The sequence below is a fragment of the Shewanella sp. AC91-MNA-CIBAN-0169 genome (genome assembly GCF_040310165.1).
Taxonomy (GTDB): domain Bacteria; phylum Pseudomonadota; class Gammaproteobacteria; order Enterobacterales; family Shewanellaceae; genus Shewanella.
Genome location: NZ_JBEOPM010000015.1, coordinates 85231 through 104332, shown reverse-complemented (window position 1 = coordinate 104332; position 19102 = coordinate 85231). Strand labels below are relative to the sequence as shown.

Sequence of the window (19102 nt, the reverse complement as noted above, 5' to 3'; positions counted from 1 at the left end):
TCCTTTACAACATTTGATTAATTTCGTCTAAATTCAATGTAAAACTTGGAATAAAACAATCACGGAAATAAGCTACGGCAGGGTTAGGGTTGTCGTCTAACATTTGTTCTAAACGTTTACGGGCACTATTAAATTCACTGTTACCGGCTTTTTGTTCTTCTAAGCACTTTAAATATGCGCAGAGAGTATCAGCTGTTTTCACAATGGCTTTGTATTGTGGATCCGCTGCTTCACTGATAAACAGGCTGCGGTAATCGTCTTTAAATTCATCTGGTACCATTTCTAACATTCTCTGTTCAGCTATGGCTTCAATCTTTTTATATTCGGCTTCGATTTCTTTATTAAAGTATTTTACAGGTGTGGGTAAATCGCCAGTTAAAATTTCGCTAGCATCATGATAGATGGCAATGATCGCCGCTTTATTGGCGTCTAAGTCGGTAGCGAATTTTTTATTGCTGATAATCACTAAAGCGTGAGCAACCATCGCCACTTGTAGTGAATGCTCTTGAACGTTTTCGCGGCGCACGTTATGCATTAACGGCCAACGTTGGATCAGTTTCATCCGAGATAAATGGGCAAATAAATGACTCATGAGACTCCTTACTGCGCTCAATAGTTTGTCTCAGCTTACAGGAGCTTATCAATAAAAAAAAGCGACTGTTCAGTCGCTTAGTGTTTTATTGAACAGATATCTCGTTAAGGTGCTATTGGCGATAGTCTTCCAAGAAATCACCAAACTCGGTGAGCGCTTTAGCCAAGTCTTCTTTATAGGGTAAAAAAACCACTCTAAGGTGATCTGGCTCAGGCCAGTTAAAGGCAGTTCCTTGTACTAACAGAATTTTTTTGGTTTTTAATAAATCAAGCACCAAACGTTCATCATCACGTAAATTAAACTTCTTCATGTCTAATTTCGGGAATGCGTACAAGGCACCTTTAGGTTTTTTACAGCTGACCCCAGGAATTTGATTAAGCAATTCGTACACCGCATCGCGTTGTATGGTTAAGCGGCCGTTAGGTAATATCAGCTCATTAATTGACTGATAACCGCCTAATGCGGTTTGAATAGCATGTTGATTGGGCACATTGGCACACAGACGCATAGACGCCAGCATTTCTAGGCCTTCAATGTAACTTTTGGCAGCTTTTAAATTACCCGATAACATCATCCAACCCACACGGAAACCTGCGGCGCGATAGGCTTTAGATAAGCCATTAAAGGTGATAGTCAGAATGTCATCAGATAAACCAGCGGCAGGGATGTGCTTGGCCTCGTCGTATAAAATTTTATCGTAAATTTCATCGGCGAATAATATCAAATCGTGTTGACGACATAGCTCAACAACCTCTAGCAGCAATTCTTTACTGTAAACCGCACCGGTAGGGTTGTTTGGGTTGATCATCACAATCGCACGTGTGCGGCTGCTGATTTTACTCTTTATGTCATCTAAATCAGGAAACCAATCGGCTTCTTCATCGCAGCGATAATGTACTGCTTTACCACCAGCGAGGTTTGCCGCTGCAGTCCATAATGGATAATCAGGTGATGGGATCAGTACTTCATCATCGGTGTTAAGCAGCCCTTGCATGGCCATTACGATCAATTCAGATACGCCATTGCCTATGTAGATATCTTCAATATCGACGCCAAAAATACCTTGAGCTTGGTAATGCTGCACAATGGCTTTACGCGCAGAGAATAAGCCTTTTGACTCGCAGTAACCTTGGGCACTGGGTAAGTTTAAAATAACGTCTCGAACGATTTCTTCTGGGGCTTCAAATCCAAAGGGGGCAGGGTTGCCTATATTAAGCTTTAAAATACGATGACCTTCGTCTTCTAACCGACGGGCCTCTTTATGTACTGGTCCGCGGATGTCATAACAAACGGAATCAAGCTTATTGGATTTGATAATGGGTCGCATACTACTACTCTCGATAACTAAATACGGCTTAAGTTAGCGAACCATAACGAATTTATTGGCATTGTGAAAGAGGCAAACAAGCAAAATGAATAATAATATTAGTGTTAAATGCTGATTCTGTCAGTAAATTAGCTATCGCTTCAGTGTTAAATGCTGTTTTTAGGTTGTGAATCAGTATGTGTATAGTGTTTGACAACAAAAAAGCCAGCACTTAGTGCTGGCTTTTGCTGAGTTGACTTGTGTTATTACTATTTTACTAATAACTCAAATTAACTGACGCTTAAACGCGCTTCTTGAACTCGCCTGTACGAGTATCAATTTCAATCTTGTCACCGACTTTAACAAAATCAGCAACGGTAACAGTACCACCACCAGTAATGGTAGCTGGCTTCATTACTTTGCCTGAAGTGTCACCACGAGCAGAAGGCTCGGTGTAGATAACTTCACGGACAATGTGAACTGGTAATTCAACAGAAATAGCCTTGCCTTCATAGAAGGTGACTTGGCAAACGTCTTCCATACCATCAATGATATAGTCAGCAGCATCACCTAAGTTGTCAGCTTCTACATCATACTGGTTGTATTCTTCATCCATGAATACATACATAGGGTCAGCGAAGTATGAGTAAGTACAATCAAGACGTTCTAGAATGATATCGTCTAATTTGTCTTCACCTTTGAAGGTTTGTTCAGTGCCAGAATCTAGCAATACGTTCTTTAATTTTAACTTAACGATTGCAGCGTTACGGCCAGAACGAGTTGTTTCAGTCTTCTGAACAACCCATGGGCTGCCATCTAACATGATCACGTTACCAGGACGGATTTCATGAGCAGTTTTCATTTCACTATTTCCTATATATTTAGACTTTTTTTATTTATAGAGCAGTATCTTAGCTATTTTTAACGAATTGAACTAGTCGACTCGCAAGATCTGCTTCATTTAACGCGTTAATTGGCCATTCAATAGCATGTTGCATTAAAGACAAATTAACAGAATGTAATTGTTGCCAGTGCATTACTACCGCGTTTGTATTCCCCTGGTTGAAGGCCAAATTCACCTCAGACCAAGTGGCAGCAATTTCTGGAGCAAGATTATCGCAGTAAATTTGCATAAAAGCTTGTAATTTTACCAAGTGATAATCATCTTCTTGAGGATAAATGTGCCATATGAAGGGTTTTGCAGCCCATTGAGCACGTAAAAACGAATCTTCACCCCGCACAATATTAAAATCACAGCTCCATAGCAAGCGATCAAAAGCATTTTGATCAGTCATGGGTAATATATGTAGGGTTAAGTTACCTATTGTAAATTGTTGACCGGGCATCAAATCTTTAATGTCACAGGGCAATATGCTCGTTAAGCCATGTAAACTGCGTCCTTTAGGGATTAGTGCATGAATTGGGCTTGGCGATGTTTGCCATAATTCACACAAAGCAGCTAAGGCCGGCGTTTCATAACTAAAGACACTGATAACCGTGTCTTTAGCATCTATTCCCTGTAACCCCAGTTTGTTGAACAATGCTAATTTATGTTTTGAGTCAGCTTGCCATTCGTCACGTTGATTAAATAATTCCCGCTCACAGATAAGCCCGCCTGTCTTAGGGGTAAAACCTGGAAAATAGAACCACTTTTTAACCCCACCAGGCTGTGAAGAGGGCAACCCGTGACAACCCTCTACCCAATCTTCAGCACTGAGATATTCAAGGTTTAACCATGTAGGGGCTCGAGAAAGAGGGTGTTGATGTAATTGATTTATGGTGGATTTTATTTGTGATGGTAATTCACAGGCAAATGCTTCAATAACGACATTACCAGCAATAAACTCTATATCTATTGGGTTATTCCATTGAAATATATTCACACCATTGAATATTTGCTTTGGTTTGTGTGGGTCTAGCATAGGTAAAATATGCGAAAAACTCAGTAAGTCATCGACCCATAAATTGATGGGAATATCATATTCAACCACCAGTTGCTTAGCCAAACGCCAGGTGACACCTATGTCACCATAGTTATCGACCACGACACAAAAAATATCCCAATGAGGGTATAATGGATTGAAATTATTGACTGACATATTGGTGGTTACTTAACCGTTAAACCAAACTATAGACATAAAAAAGCGGCAATAAAGCCGCTTTCAATCACAAAACTAATCTGATGATGTGGGTTAGTCTTCTAACTCAGCTAGACACATTTCTTCATAAACTAGCTTCACCCAGCCGTCAACACGTTCTTCAGTTAGCTCAGGTTGACGATCTTCATCAATCCCTAAACCGACAAAGTGCTTGTCGTCTGCCATGCCCTTAGAGGCTTCGAAATTGTAGCTTTCAGATGGCCAATTACCAATGATAATACCGCCTCGAGCTTCAACGATGTCACGTATCATGCCCATCGCATCAAGGAAATATTCAGCATAATCTTCTTGGTCACCACAACCAAAAATAGCGACTAGCTTATCGGTAAAGTCAATTTGCTCAAGCTCTGGGAAAAAGTCATCCCAATCACACTGTGCTTCGCCGTAATACCATGTTGGAATACCAAACATAAGCAAATCGTATTCAGCAATTTGCTCCTTGGTACTCTTTGCGATGTCTTTAACATCGAGCATGCTTTTACCCAGTTTTTTCTGGATCATTTTGGCTACAGCTTCGGTGTTGCCAGTGTCGCTACCGAAAAAAAGACCTACAGTTGCCATTGTCTATCCTTTAAATATCTAGTTCGCGTTGTGCGATGTTCTAAAAACGTCTCAGTTGTCGAGTTGCTGTTGCAGAATAAATTCGATTAACTGGCTACGGCTGATGTTACTGTTCAAAGCTTGTTGGTTCAAGGCGTCATACAAATCTTGTGACACCTTTAACTCTATTCGCTTTAAACCGTTAGCGCGATCGCGCTGAATTTGGTTACGTTTATTGATCTTTAATTGCTGCTCCCGAGAAAGAGGGTTACTTCTCGGACGCCCACGGCGAGTTTCAGCGGCAAAAAGGTCAATAGTCGTTCTATCTGTTGTTTCTTTTGCCATTGTACTCTTTAACCGATCCCAGAGCCTTCCCAGGTCATCTGAATGATACCTTTTGCAATAAACCCGGCGCAGCCGAGGAATAACACTGCCCAAACAATATATCGACCAAATTTAGGGACTTCACCTTGTTTAAGCACATCATGGATAGCCATGCCGATAAAAAAGAATATCGATGCAAAAAACAAGTTCAAGCCTACTGCTTCAATTTGTTCCATGTATTGGTTTAACATACTTCTACCTTCGCTATTGAGTGTCTGGCGAAAAGAGGGCGCGAATATATCACATCACGATACAATCGGCTATGTTCAAAAAGGTAAATATCAAAAATTTACCCTTGGTTTTGTTCAATAAACTCAGACACGATGCGATTAAAGATCTCAGGCTTTTGTGCATGTAACCAATGGCCTGTACCGTTCAATGTTTTTGCACTGGCATGTGGAAATTGACGCATGATTTCATCACGATGCTCAGCAGTGACATAATTTGACTCACCGCCACGGATAAATAGTGCTGGTTTATCAAAATGATCGTTATCGGTTAAAGGCAAATCCCAACCTATAATACGGTCGTAAGATTCGATTAGCCCAGTTAAATTCATTTTCCACTCAAAGCCGCTGTCTGTGCGTTGTAGATTCTTGAGTAAGAATTGAGATGTCGGCTCATCAATACCGGCGTTGATTAAGTGTGCTATGGCCGACTTTCGAGTGGTATCGCTGTTTAATACTAAACTGGTTAAGCCTGCAAATACGGTTTGATGTCTTGGGCTATATGCTACCGGTGCGATATCTGCAATCACTAAGCTTTTGACACGTTCGGGGTGTAAAAGTGCCATTGCCATCGCAATTTTTCCGCCCATAGAATGGCCGACCACATGGGCTTGTTCAATCTGCAAATCATCGAGTACATCAATCATGGCATCAGCCAGTTGAGAGTAATCCATGTTGTCCCAATGCTCGCTTAAGCCATGATTAGGTACATCAACCCTTATGACTTGATGTTGTTGCTCAAGCACACTGGCGAGGTTTTTTAGATTATCAAGATTACCAAACAGCCCATGAATAAGCAGGACGGCTTCACCTTGACCAGAAGATACATAATGCATAATTCAATAAACTCATTGGACATTTAATGCGGAAGATTCTGCTGCAATGAGCCGGTCAAATCAAGTTTTGCTGACACATGTTGCCATAGTTGCTGATATTTTAAACTGCTTTCAAAAAAATATGAGTAATATAGGCCATTAAATGATTTTGTCACTTTATTAGTAGGTTAAGCATGGCTTACACTGAAGCAATATTTTTTTGATCGCATTATTATTAATTCGATCTGCGATCCCGACTTAATCTGATGCCAATGTAATCTTGGCAACAGTAATAGACTGATAGAAAAAGGATGACTCTGATGAAATACATTGAAATTGACGAAGAACTTTATCGCTTTATTGCCAGTAAAACTGAACGCATCGGCGAAAGCGCTTCCGATATTTTGCGTCGTTTATTGAACTTGTCAGTCGAAAATGTCGATATAAGCTTACCCACAGACATTAGTCATCCAAGTTTAGAGTCGCAATCGCCAGTAAATCGTCATCCGGTTTTTGATCAAGCCAAAGCGGCTGTTGAAAAAGTGATCGCTGAGCAAAAGAGTGCCATTCAGCACGTTCCATTAGACGAAGACATTGCAACGTCAACAACTATTGATTTTGATGCCATTGTAAGCCAACACTTATTAAGTCAGCAGAAAGGTGCCGTTGGGCGTTTTATGCATTTATTATCCAGCCTTGAATCCACTGCTCGTAGTGACTTTGACAAAGTGCTTAATGTGCAAGGCAAAGGACGTTTGTATTTTGCCCGCTCTAAACAGGCGTTATTAACGTCAAGTAAATCTTCTAATCCAAAAGAAATCGCATCAAGTGGATTTTGGGTCACCACCAATAACAATACCGCCAAAAAACAAACTATTCTAACAGAGGTATTGGAACATTTAGGTTGTGACAGTGAAAGAGCGAAGAGCATCGCCGAACACATTTAACCTTTGAGTTTTGTCGAAGATTCATTTTTTATTTACTAACTAGGAGACCACTCGTGGCCATTCATCAACGCGCAGGACAGCAAGCTTTACAAACGGATTTAGTGAATATTCCTAAATTGATGAGTCATTATTATCGCATTATTCCTAATGTGGAAGACGTGCAACAAAAAGTGACATTTGGTACATCGGGTCATCGAGGCAGTGCGTTTTCATCGAGTTTCAATCAAAACCACATTTGGGCTATCACCCAAGCCGTTGTCGATTATCGTCATTCCGCCAATATAAGCGGGCCAATGATTGTGGGTTTTGACACCCATGCATTGTCTTATGCAGCATTTATGTCGGTGGTCGAAGTATTAACTGCAAACCAAGTTAAAATGCTAATTCAACAGCATGATGGTTTTACCCCAACACCAGTGGTGTCTCAAGCGATTGTTCGTGCAAATTCGTCAGCACCTGCTGCGTTAATCGATGGGTTAATTATTACTCCTTCGCACAATCCTCCACAAGATGGTGGCATTAAGTACAATCCACCTCATGGCGGTCCTGCTGAAGGTGAAATTACTAAAATCATCGAAACAAAAGCCAATGAATATCTTGCCAATCAACTCTCAGGCGTTAAAAAAGTTAATTACGGTGTCGCGGTTAAATCGGGTTGGATTGATGAAGTCGATTTTATTGCACCTTATGTTGAATCTCTTGCTGAAGTCATTGATATGGAGGCGATTAAAAAAGCCAACATTCGTATAGGTGTTGATCCTTTAGGTGGGTCGGGTATTTACTACTGGGAGCAAATTGCCGCTCACTATGGTGTAGATATTACCTTAGTCAATGATAAAGTTGATCCCACATTTGGCTTTATGCCATTAGATAAAGACGGCAAAATCCGGATGGATTGCTCGTCTCCTTATGCCATGGCAGGTTTGTTAGCGTACAGCGAAGATTATGATTTGTGCGTCGGTAATGACCCGGATTATGACCGTCACGGTATTGTGTGCCCTGGCTTTGGACTGATGAACCCTAACCATTATTTGGCGGTGGCGATAGACTATTTAATGACTCATCGTCCACAATGGGCTGAGTCACTCGCAGTGGGTAAAACCTTAGTATCAAGTGCAATGATTGATCGTGTTTGTAATGCGTTAGGTCGACAATGCTTAGAAGTGCCTGTGGGCTTTAAATGGTTTGTTGATGGCTTAGCAAATAGCACCATTGCATTTGGTGGCGAAGAAAGTGCTGGTGCAGCGTTTTTAAAACGTGATGGCAGTACCTGGTGTACTGATAAAGACGGCTTTATTTTAGCATTACTAGCGGCTGAGATTTTAGCCGTAACAGGCAAAACACCTGCACAACGCTATAAAGAGTTAACCGATCAATTTGGTGAAAGTTTTTACACTCGTATCGATAGCCCAATTAGTCTTAAGAAAAAAGCTAAGTTTGAACAGTTAAATCGTGACAGCTTTACCGACACAGAATTAGCGGGTGAGGCGATTACAGCAATATTAAGTCATGCGCCTGGTAATAATGCGGCGATTGGCGGGATTAAAGTCACTACCGAAAATGGCTGGTTTGCTGCGCGTCCATCAGGTACTGAAGCCTTGTTTAAAATCTACGCCGAAAGCTTTATTAGTCAGCAGCATTTGGATGACATTATTACTCAAGCACAGACTATGATTGATCAAGCTTTGAAAGGTTAAGTTAACTGTTACTTGTTTAATAAAAAAAAAGCACTGATTTTCAGTGCTTTTTTTGCTTCTATTGATGCGATTTTTTTGTCAGTATGGCTTAACTGTTCGTTGTTAATAATTAATGTTAAGTCATTTCAAGGAAGATATTAATGAATAAATATATGTCACTACTTTCTTTACCTGTGATTATTTTATCGGGTTGCCAAACTCAAACTCAAACTCAAACTCAAACCGTTCAAGTACCTCAAGCCGTGTTTAATACAAAGGTAATCACTATTGAAAATTCTCAACTCAATCAATATTGGTCATTGGAGCAGATTAAACCTGTAATGTTAAACAAACGTCCTGATTGGTTACCAAGAGGTGCAGGTAAGGGCGAATATTATATTACGATTGACTCAAACGGTAACGAAGTCAGCAAAGAGCTTATTAGCTCGCAGCCAGAGGGCTGGATGACGCAAGCATTAGTCAATAAGATGCCAAAACAGCAGTATGTGCCAGCGGCATCGAATATTAAGCGAGTACCAGTGAAAGTGAAAATGGATTTTGAAGTAAAGCGTATGAATTGATCTTGAGGTTACTTAACCTGCATTGAGCGATTTAACCAAATATAATTCGAGGGCAGAATAATACATTCCGCCCTCGATATTATTTTACAAACTATACATTATGACTAACCGTCGTCACTAGGCTAGGTCAAACCTGTCTGCATTCATTACTTTAGTCCACGTTTTAACAAAGTCTTTAACAAACTTCTCTTTTGCGTCGTCTTGTGCATAAATCTCTGCATACGAACGTAAAATAGAGTTTGAGCCAAAGACTAAATCAACTCGAGTTGCAGTCCATTTCACTTTATCAGTGCTGCGCTCCACAATGTGATACAGATTTTTACCTGCAGGCTTCCAGTTGTACGACATATCAGTTAAGTTGACAAAAAAGTCATTTGATAACACGCCAACATTGTCGGTAAATACACCGTGTTGACTGTTGTCGTAGTTGGTTCCTAATACTCGCATACCACCAACCAATACTGTCATTTCATGCGCGGTTAGCCCCATTAATTGAGTACGGTCGAGCATCATTTCTTCTGGCTGAACGATATAGTCTTTCTTTTGCCAGTTTCTAAATGCATCGTGTAGAGGCTCTAACACATCAAAAGACTCAACATCAGTTTGAGCTTGCGTTGCATCGCCACGTCCGGCAACAAAAGGCACCGATATCTTAACGCCAGCAGCATGAGCAGCTTGCTCTACTGCGGCTGATCCTCCGAGCACAATTAAATCTGCAATACTAACCGGCTTAGTTAGGCCTGCTTGAATAGTGGTTAACACCGCTAATACTTTTTGTAACCTTGTCGGCTCGTTACCTTGCCAGTCTTTTTGTGGCGCTAAACGAATACGTGCACCGTTGGCTCCGCCACGAAAATCTGAACCACGGAAAGTGCGGGCACTGTCCCAAGCCGTAGCCACAAGTTCAGCAATACTTAATCCACTGGCCAGAATCTTAGCTTTAGTGTCGGTAACTTCTTGTTCGGTTAAGCTGTAATCAACTTGTGGAACAGGATCTTGCCATATTAACTCTTCAGCAGGTACATCCGTGCCTAAATAACGACTTTTAGGACCCAAATCTCTGTGAGTAAGCTTAAACCAAGCACGAGCAAACACATCCGAGAAATAAGCTGGATCTTGATAAAAACGATCTGAAATTTTTCTATACTCTGGGTCCATTTTCATCGCCATATCAGCGTCGGTCATGATAGGACTTAGGCGAATCGATGGATCTTCAACATCAACAGGCTTATGTTCTTCTTTGATGTCGATAGGCTGCCATTGCCATGCACCAGCAGGGCTCTTTTTAAGTTCCCACTCGTAGTTAAGCAATAACTCAAAGTAGCCATTGTCCCACTGAGTTGGGTTGGTTGTCCAAGCGCCTTCAATACCGCTTGTTACCGTATCGCGGCCAATACCGCGGCTTGTTTTGTTTAACCAGCCTAAACCTTGGTCTTCGAGTTCAGCCCCTTCAGGAGCGGCTTCGAGCTTTTCTGCACGACCATTGCCGTGACATTTACCGACAGTGTGACCACCAGCAGTAAGCGCGACGGTTTCTTCGTCATTCATTGCCATGCGTTCAAAGGTGACACGAATGTCTTGTGCGGTTCTCAGTGGGTCTGGCTTGCCATCAGGACCTTCAGGATTGACATAAATTAATCCCATCATTACGGCGGCTAATGGATTTTCGAGATCTCGTTCGCCTGAATAGCGGCTATTGGGTGTATCGCTTGTTGCCAGCCATTCTTTTTCTGAACCCCAGTATATGTCTTTCTCTGGATGCCAGATGTCAGCACGGCCGCCAGCAAACCCAAAGGTTTTTAGGCCCATAGATTCATAAGCAATGGTACCAGCGAGAATGATCAAATCAGCCCAAGACAACTTATTGCCATATTTCTTTTTAATTGGCCACAGTAATCTACGTGCTTTGTCTAAATTGGCGTTATCTGGCCAGCTGTTGAGTGGCGCAAAACGTTGGTTACCTGTTCCTGCACCGCCGCGACCGTCTGCTATACGATAAGTACCAGCAGAGTGCCAAGCCATACGGATCATCAGTCCACCATAATGGCCCCAGTCGGCTGGCCACCAATCTTTGCTATCAGTCATGAGTGCGTGGAGATCTTGTTTTACCGCAGACAAGTCGAGGCTTTTAAACGCCTCGCGGTAATCGAAGTTAGGATCCATTGGATCGGTTTTATTGTCATGCTGATGAAGAATATCGAGATTAAGTGCATTAGGCCACCACTCCATAACGTCGCTCGCGACTGTGGTATTGCCGCCGTGGTTTACTGGGCATTTGCCTTGGGTTTGTTGTGCTTTGTCCATGATAGGTTCCTTTATCACTAAAAATAGCATAAATTTTATGCATCACTGGATTTCTATAACAGGCTAACTGACTGTGACTACGAATGAAAGCGACTTTTTTCGGTCCGGCTAATCGATTTTATTGATGAATAAGATTAGTCATGCTGACTGTTAAAAATCGTTCGATAATAGAACAGTATGTTGATAGAGATTAGGCCAATAATTTGGTGTAAGTCATGATCCAAGTCATTAAAGACTATGATGCTAGACTGCGGTGCTCATTGATTGTTGTACTTGAATATAGTGGGCAAAAGATGACATGGGCATAGGTTTACTATAGTAGTAACCTTGGGCGAGATCGCAACCGAGTGATGCTAGTAATGTCGCCGTTTCACTGTTCTCTACGCCTTCTGCTACAACATTACAATTTAAGTGTTGGGACAGAAAAATGACTGATTTTACTATTGCCAAGTCTACATCGCTATGATGGATACTGTTGATAAATGAACCATCAATTTTAATTTGGGTAACAGGAAGGTCACGCAGTAGTTCTAGCGAAGAAAACCCCGTTCCAAAATCATCAATACTGAATGCTCCCCCCGCAGCGGTAATCTGTGTCATCGCATCTTTAGCTTGTGCAACATTGGTCATCATTGCACTTTCGGTTATTTCAAACATTATCTTCTGCGATGAGTGATTGCCGTTAACAAGTGACACACTTTTATTGATTAGGGTTGGATCTTGTAAATCTTTAGCGGACAAATTGAGGTGGATACACAAAGACAAACCCAAGGATTCAAAATGCTCAACGTCTTTTGCAACTTGTTGCATTACCCAACCGGTTATTTGGTTTATAAGGGTAGTTTGTTCGGCAATATTAATAAACACACTTGGGGGCGTGTAACTGCCATCTGGACGAGGCCAGCGAATAAGCGCTTCGACGCCGTAAAGGCTGTTGTCGCGAAGATTAATGATAGGTTGATACCAGAGTTCAAACTCCTGTTGTTCAATCGCGCGTTTTAATAAAGCACTGATATTCACTTTTTCGGCGGCATTGGTTTCAAGGCTATGATCATAGGTGGTATATAAGGTGGCTAGTTTTTTACTTGAGTACATAGCAATATCGGCTTGCTGTAACAATTGGCCTATTTCACTTGCGTAGCTGGGATAGTGAGATAATCCTACGCTAGCGCCCACTAATAAATCATAACTCTCAATGCAAAATGCCTTTTCAAGCGCCTGGTGTATAGCGTTAATGGTGTGTTGAACCAGAGCTAATTCTACTTGAGTGACAATGACAGCAAATTCGTCTCCGCCAAGTCTAAATAACGCTGCATCATCGGGTAAGTGTTCAGAAACACTCTTACCGACTTCAATTAAGAGTAAGTCACCATAATAATGGCCTAAAGCATCATTGACTTGTTTAAAACGGTTTAAATCAATCAGCAACAGGCTGAATGGCAGTCCAACATCGACATGATGACTTAACGAGTTCATTAAATATTGTCGATTAGGTAGACCTGTTAAGCTATCGTGCAGCGCATTACTGCGCTCATTGATGACTAATTTTTCGACTTTAAGCAAACTCATTAAACTCAGTCGAGTGACCAACACAACAAATCCGCCACCAGAAAACATGATGATGCAAAAAATGACATCTGATATTGCCAAGTCAGATTGTTTACACAGGTAATAAAAAACCCCTGTATAGCCCAGCACGAAAAAGATGATCAATCCTCTAAGCACTCGCCAGCCAGTATTATTGTCCTTAACACAAATTTTGTTTACTGCTCTTAAACTAAAGACCAGCATACAGAGTCCTAAAATAAGCATTGATAAAGCCAATATCTGCAACAATCGCTATTTCCTGTGGTAAGAGGGGAAGGATAATCGATAAAACGAGCGAGCTGTTGTTAAAGATTGCTGTAAAATGTTGTTGTGAAGGTGTGTTGTTCGTGTAGATTTATTAAGGACAGTGTATTTAAAATAGCGTAAAAAAGGTGCCTGTTAAGTAAATGGCTAACCCAAGATAGGTTAACCATTTAAATACTAGTGTACTAATGTTGTTTTTGCGTACTTAAAGTAGAAAATGAAATCAATTATTTAACGACGATTCTCATAATATTTAGTCATTGCACGTTGAGGTTCAAACATCTAACCGCGCAATGACATCTTGCCTTATACAGAATCAATATGTATTCATTAGCCGCGGTAACCAAATAATTTTTGTTCCATGATGGCTTTACTGACGGCCTCGGGTACGGCGTTAACCCATTCCCCTTGACCGCGACAAATTTGTTGTAAAATTTCTCGAGAAAAAATATTAAACAAATCAAGATTGCTTGATTCAATACTGGTGATAAAGCCGTTATCAAGCACGTGGCGGAATAAATAACGCAAGTTACTAGGCACACTGACATTGGTTAAGTCATTTAGCTCGCCTTTTTCATCCCGTTCTGGGTAGACAAACAAACGCGTATTATCAGGAAATAACTTACCAAAAGCTTCAAGAATGCCGCCTTCCATGCCACGATAATATTCTTCATCAAAAATTTGTTTAATGTTAACAATGCCCACCACAATGCCAATTTGTAATTGGGTGTACTGACGAAAATAAGCACGTAATGAAAAATAGCGGGTGTAATCAGAAATCATTACGTTATAGCCTAATAAGTTAAGCAATTTAACCCGTTCCATAATGTCCTTCTCGGTCATATTGGCATCTTTACCGTGTAAGTCATTCAGTGATATTTCTGCGATTAACACGGTATTTTTATCGGTTACCCCTTCTAATGTCGAAAAGGCTTTGTAGCCTTGCTCAATCATATCGACATTAAGGTTGGTAATGGGTTTAAATGAACCACGAATGGTTAACACGTTCTTTTTGTACAGCATATCGGCAGGTACCGCGACACTGCCATCGGCTTTGAACATAATAGCGCGAGTTTTCCAGCTGCGAATAAGATGAATATTCTTGGCTTGATTGTCGACATCTTCAAAGTAGGGACCTTGAAAGTCGATACAATCAATTTCAATCCGATTGGCTTTTAGGCTGTCGGTTAACGAATCGATAATCATTTTTGGATCTTCAAAATAATAGTAGCTGGCGTAAATAAGGTTAACCCCTAAAATACCCAGCGCTTGTTGTTGTGCTTCAGCGCTGTCATCGAACATGCGTACATGGACAATAATATTAGACGGCTCAGCACCAGGGTACATTTGAATACGCACCCCGCACCATGCATGGCATTCGTTTTTACGATTAAAGCTCTTGGCTGAGACAGTAGCTGCATAGGTAAAATATCGTGAAGACTTAGAGCGAATGGCTCCAACACGATCGACCACTAAATCAAACTCTTGCTCCATCATCGCTAGCACACGAGCTTTACTGACATAACGGCCATCTTCTTGGACACCATAGATGGCATCTGAAAATTTCATATCGTAGGCCGACATGGTTTTCGCTATCGTACCCGCAGCAGCGCCAGCCACAAAAAAGTTACGTGCGACTTCTTGTCCTGCACCAATTTCAACAATGGTGCCGTACTTTTTTTCGTCTAGATTTAAACGAAGGGCTTTTTCTTTTGTGCCACGCGAACTGACTTGCTTATCCATATTATCTCCACACGATAAAATATTCATATCTTAAGGTTACGGCTAACAATGTTATAGCAAGTTGAAATATGCGCTAGTGCTGAAAGGAAAAATGTGTCGATATAATGATGATTTTACGTTAATTGTTACTTTATTGATGTTTATAGTGGCATTTTTACTCAGGTCGTCGATGCAGATGGCCAGAATCATTATTTTTAGATTAAACAGAAGATAGCCGCCACAGTTTTAACAAAATGTGGTGGCTATGGAGATGTTATCTCGAGTCCAGGCTATCTCTCGTACTGGTTATCTTGGGACATCCATCATGGTTTGCAAAAACACCGCCGAAAAAGGCGCTTTTTGTTGTTTTTTAATCTGTGGACTTAACCCATTTTCAAATAAAACAAATAAATAATCATGACCATTACTGACATTCACTCTGCCAGCTAGGTTTGCAATGCCCAACATACTGCCTGTTTTAGCAAACACATGGTTTTTCAACGGTGATTTATTGAAATAGCGTTTATAGCGTAAAGTGCCACTAACACCAGATTCTGGTAACAACTCGAGTAAAAAGTGGTACTCAGGTTGTTGGTATAAGGTGGTGAGTACACTTAATACGTGTTCAGGCGTGAGTAAGTTATAACGCGACAAACCAGAGCCATCAGCGATGTTTGCATTTGATAAATCGATGCCAATAGAATACAGAATGGTTTTTAATGCTTGGCCACTTCGGGCAAAATCACTGGGTGCTTGATAATAAACCTCACCCAATTTTTTTAATAAACTGTCGGCAATTAAATTATCTGATTTAAGCAACATGGTTTCGAGCAATTTAGGCAATGCTGCAGATTGGTGGCTGGCGATCACTTGTCTTTGAGCCATAAACTGCGGTTCTGTATTCATTTTTTGTGCTGTAATGGGTTGCTGATGCACAATGCCTAAAGAAGCCAATTGTTTGGCTACGATCTGTTGCGCGTACAGTTGTGGTTCGGTAATGGCTATTGCCAAAGGCAATGATTTAGCGCCGACATGGCAGCCAGTAAGATGATAGCGATTATTATCGAAACGACTTAACGTTAACTGACACTGTGGTACTGATTCTGTTAGATATGCAGGAAGAACAACCGCATCGGTTAATGTCTTCACTGTGGGCTTAGCAACAGGTCGGTTGATGATTGGGGTGACAAAATAAGCATCATTGGTGATTTCAATGGGCCGATTTCCCATCATGGTGATGTTGGCCACTTTATTGTAGCCGGTTGTTGCTAATCGACCATAGACACAATTTTTATCAATGATGAAAGGCGATATTGGCGCTGCGTAGCAAATCCCTAAATCATCCCATACCCAGCCAGGTGCCTGCAGTTGGTTATCTTGCTCACTGGTTAATACAATATTGCCCGTCAGTTCAGTGATACCTAGCAGACTTAAAGAGGCGAGTAACTGTCGCAAATCTTGATATTTTAAGGTTGGGTCGCCACTAAATTCTATGTAAATGTCGCCAGAATATATGCCATTATCAATTTGGCTTTTATCTAAAGGTTGCTCTGCTAACGTAGTTAAACGGGTTTGATAGGTAAAGTCTTTACCGAGTTGTTTAGTTGCAGCCAATGCGGTTAACAGTTTTTGAACGCTGGCAGGTTGCATTAACGATTGATTGTTGTACTCAAATACTGTTTGTTGAGTCGTCATGTCCCACACTGTGATGCCGAGCTGTGAATGTGTTGGTTTTAGTAACTGGAGCATATTATCAAGATACAATGCTGCAGGTTGCTGGGTAGTACTATCACTATGAACTGTTTGTGGCTGACTGAGTGCTACTTGGTCGGATGTTTCTGCTGCGATTGCAACATTCACCAGGCTTGTGATAATCAATGCTCCTAGCAGACATAAGGCTTGCGTGAACCGCAAAGAGGGTTGTTCATAAAAGAAACGAGGCTGGGGGAGACAAAAAAGAAGGGAATTCATAAAAGCCTATTGTGAGAGTTCAGTAACGATAGGTTATGTTAGCTGATGATATCCTTAGCTGATATGCATTTGATGTTTTTTGGTTATATTTCCTCATTTATGATAATTAGAATTATTGTTTAACTCATTATCATTGACGCTTTAGTTGACTAGTTAGCAAGCAATCTCGCTTTATTACGCAAATTATCAACAAAAAAGCGTACTAAAACCGCAGCTAAGTAAGAAAAATCTTGCTCATCACCTTGTTAGTCGGTAATTTCTATCAGCTTAACAGAACGCCAAGCTCACCAATCTTTAGAATTAGATGCCTCAGAGCTGCAATAGTTCTATTTTGCAGCATATTGTGGTGTGATATAAGTTGATTAGAGCGGATAGACAGACCACGATAGACCATTCAGCAATGATATTTATTATTGTAAAGGTTATCTCGTTAGCTCTATCGATATTGCGTTAAAAGAAACATCATCAATTGAGGTTGACGTTACTTATTCTGAAGTCACTTATTCCCTCAATTTATCTGTAAGCATGGCATGTATTACTTGCTAAACAGTTGAACAGCGTACTTACAATTACAATATATCGCTGTGATGTTTTTTAAATTTGATCCCATTACTGATTATGGTAATGGTCACCCATTTTAAGGAGGATGCCTTGCTGGATAAGCTAGGTGGTATTGCCCTAAATGCAGATGCTGTGTCTTGGTTGCTTAAGCCAAAAGATTTTAAGCAAGCCTTACTAACTAAAATTGCATCGGCAACATCTTCAATTTACATCGCAGCATTATATGTTGAAGATGATGAAGCTGGCCGTGAGGTATTGCAGGCGTTATTAGACGCAAAGAACCAAAACCCACAATTAGATATCAAAGTGTTAGTGGATTATCATCGTGCACGCCGAGGCCTAATAGGTCAAAAGGGCGACAGTGGTAATTATATTTTATATCGCCAATTAATGGACCAAGCAACGCATCCGTTTGATATTGTCGGTGTGCCGGTGAAGTCTCGCGAATTTATGGGTGTACTGCATCTTAAAGGCTTTATCATCGACGACACTGTTATTTACAGTGGCGCGAGCATTAACAACATTTATTTACAACAGCAAGAAAAATACCGTTTCGATAGATACCATGTTATCGATTGTCCTGAGCTGGCTCGCAGTATGCGTGACATGATAAAGCAGAATATCGTTAGCGATCCTGCCGTAAGTGTATTAAGTCAAGCTGCAGACAATGAAGATAACCCTGAAAAGAACGATGTAAAAAGTTTTAAACATCGTCTATCTCAGGCCCGTTATCAGTATACCTCTACCACTGTGGGTAACCGTGTTACGCCATTGATCGGTTTAGGCAGAAAGAACAACGGATTAAATGACACTATTGTTAAGTTAGTCGATGAATCAACTAAAGAGTTGTTTATTTGTACGCCTTATTTCAACCCGCCAACGATTTTAACTCGTGCATTAGCAAGACATCTGCGTGATGGCAAAAAAATAGATATTGTCGTTGGTGACAAAACGGCGAATGACTTCTACATTCCGCCGGATCAAGATTTTTCAACGATTGGTGCGTTGCCGTACATGTACGAGCAATCACTGCGTAAATTTGCCAAAAACCAGCAATGGGCTATTGAGAACGGACAACTGAATATTCATTTATGGAAAGATGGTATTAACAGTTTTCATTTGAAGGGCATCAGTGCCGATAATCGAAAGCATCTGATAACGGGTTCGAACCTAAACCCACGCGCGTGGGCATTGGATTTAGAAAATGGCTTATTATTGCATGATGAGTCAGGATGTTGGAAAGAGTCGTTTATTCAAGAGCAGCAATATATCTTGCTACACACTGAGCGATTATTCCATTACAGCCAAATTGATACTTTGCAGAAATACCCTAAACCGGTGAAGAAAATAATGAATCGAATTCGCCGTTTAAAAGCAGACTTTTTATTACGCCGTATTCTATAATTTCCTCATAATGCGTTTATCAGTTCATCACCAGCATTGGTGATGAACTTTTTTCATCTTAG

At 40.9% G+C, this 19102-nt stretch carries 16 protein-coding genes; 4 read left to right on the top strand and 12 right to left on the bottom strand.

The genetic code is table 11. The features are described from left to right. Positions 1-4 precede the first annotated feature (4 nt). The 8 genes from yfbR to AAEY98_RS13950 form a co-directional block, all read right to left on the bottom strand. Positions 5-592: a 5'-deoxynucleotidase gene (yfbR, locus tag AAEY98_RS13985; protein ID WP_351017671.1), complete on the bottom strand. Its 588-nt coding sequence runs from the start codon at positions 590-592 to the stop codon at positions 5-7. A gap of 112 nt (positions 593-704) precedes the next feature. Further along, complete coding sequence (locus tag AAEY98_RS13980) at positions 705-1919, bottom strand: pyridoxal phosphate-dependent aminotransferase (RefSeq protein ID WP_101088378.1); 1215 nt, start codon at positions 1917-1919, stop codon at positions 705-707. Positions 1920-2199: 280 nt separating this feature from the next. After that, a complete protein-coding gene (gene efp / locus AAEY98_RS13975; RefSeq protein ID WP_011637369.1) occupies positions 2200-2760 on the bottom strand; it encodes an elongation factor P in 561 nt (186 codons plus the stop codon). Positions 2761-2809: 49 nt separating this feature from the next. Next, entirely contained in the window at positions 2810-3997 is a 1188-nt protein-coding gene (gene earP, locus AAEY98_RS13970) for an elongation factor P maturation arginine rhamnosyltransferase EarP (protein ID WP_351017668.1), read from the bottom strand. 93 nt (positions 3998-4090) lie between these two features. After that, the gene (gene fldA, locus AAEY98_RS13965) at positions 4091-4618 is read right to left on the bottom strand and encodes a flavodoxin FldA (RefSeq protein ID WP_101088376.1); all 528 of its coding nucleotides are present in this window, start codon (positions 4616-4618) and stop codon (positions 4091-4093) included. A gap of 51 nt (positions 4619-4669) precedes the next feature. Beyond that, positions 4670-4942, bottom strand: coding sequence for a LexA regulated protein (gene ybfE / locus AAEY98_RS13960; RefSeq protein WP_011637372.1), 273 nt, complete (start codon positions 4940-4942; stop codon positions 4670-4672). Positions 4943-4950: 8 nt separating this feature from the next. Next, on the bottom strand, positions 4951-5172 hold the full coding sequence (locus AAEY98_RS13955) for a DUF2788 domain-containing protein (RefSeq protein ID WP_059744892.1): 222 nt from the start codon (positions 5170-5172) through the stop codon (positions 4951-4953). A 98-nt stretch (positions 5173-5270) separates the two neighbouring features. Continuing rightward, positions 5271-6044: an alpha/beta fold hydrolase gene (locus AAEY98_RS13950; protein WP_335692325.1), complete on the bottom strand. Its 774-nt coding sequence runs from the start codon at positions 6042-6044 to the stop codon at positions 5271-5273. 299 nt (positions 6045-6343) lie between these two features. Here AAEY98_RS13950 and seqA point away from each other — a divergent pair, with 299 nt between their 5' ends. The 3 genes from seqA (at position 6344) to AAEY98_RS13935 (ending at position 9227) form a co-directional block, all read left to right on the top strand. After that, on the top strand, positions 6344-6970 hold the full coding sequence (gene seqA / locus AAEY98_RS13945) for a replication initiation negative regulator SeqA (protein WP_101088374.1): 627 nt from the start codon (positions 6344-6346) through the stop codon (positions 6968-6970). Positions 6971-7023: 53 nt separating this feature from the next. Then, positions 7024-8667, top strand: coding sequence for a phosphoglucomutase (alpha-D-glucose-1,6-bisphosphate-dependent) (pgm, locus tag AAEY98_RS13940; RefSeq protein WP_101088373.1), 1644 nt, complete (start codon positions 7024-7026; stop codon positions 8665-8667). A 140-nt stretch (positions 8668-8807) separates the two neighbouring features. Then, positions 8808-9227: a hypothetical protein gene (locus AAEY98_RS13935; protein ID WP_351017664.1), complete on the top strand. Its 420-nt coding sequence runs from the start codon at positions 8808-8810 to the stop codon at positions 9225-9227. A gap of 117 nt (positions 9228-9344) precedes the next feature. On the opposite strand, the gene katG is transcribed toward AAEY98_RS13935, so the two are convergent. The 4 genes from katG to dacB all read right to left on the bottom strand — a co-directional run bounded on the left by katG (position 9345) and on the right by dacB (position 16982). Further along, positions 9345-11531, bottom strand: a complete 2187-nt coding sequence (katG, locus tag AAEY98_RS13930) for a catalase/peroxidase HPI (protein WP_101088371.1) — start codon at positions 11529-11531, stop codon at positions 9345-9347. A gap of 243 nt (positions 11532-11774) precedes the next feature. After that, complete coding sequence (locus tag AAEY98_RS13925) at positions 11775-13322, bottom strand: putative bifunctional diguanylate cyclase/phosphodiesterase (RefSeq protein ID WP_351017660.1); 1548 nt, start codon at positions 13320-13322, stop codon at positions 11775-11777. A gap of 390 nt (positions 13323-13712) precedes the next feature. Then, on the bottom strand, positions 13713-15125 hold the full coding sequence (locus AAEY98_RS13920) for a TonB-dependent receptor (RefSeq protein ID WP_335692329.1): 1413 nt from the start codon (positions 15123-15125) through the stop codon (positions 13713-13715). Positions 15126-15410: 285 nt separating this feature from the next. Then, a complete protein-coding gene (gene dacB / locus AAEY98_RS13915; protein WP_351017657.1) occupies positions 15411-16982 on the bottom strand; it encodes a D-alanyl-D-alanine carboxypeptidase/D-alanyl-D-alanine endopeptidase in 1572 nt (523 codons plus the stop codon). 717 nt (positions 16983-17699) lie between these two features. Here dacB and pssA point away from each other — a divergent pair. Beyond that, the gene (gene pssA, locus AAEY98_RS13910; RefSeq protein ID WP_351017654.1) at positions 17700-19040 is read left to right on the top strand and encodes a CDP-diacylglycerol--serine O-phosphatidyltransferase; all 1341 of its coding nucleotides are present in this window, start codon (positions 17700-17702) and stop codon (positions 19038-19040) included. The last annotated feature ends 62 nt before the right edge of the window (positions 19041-19102 follow it).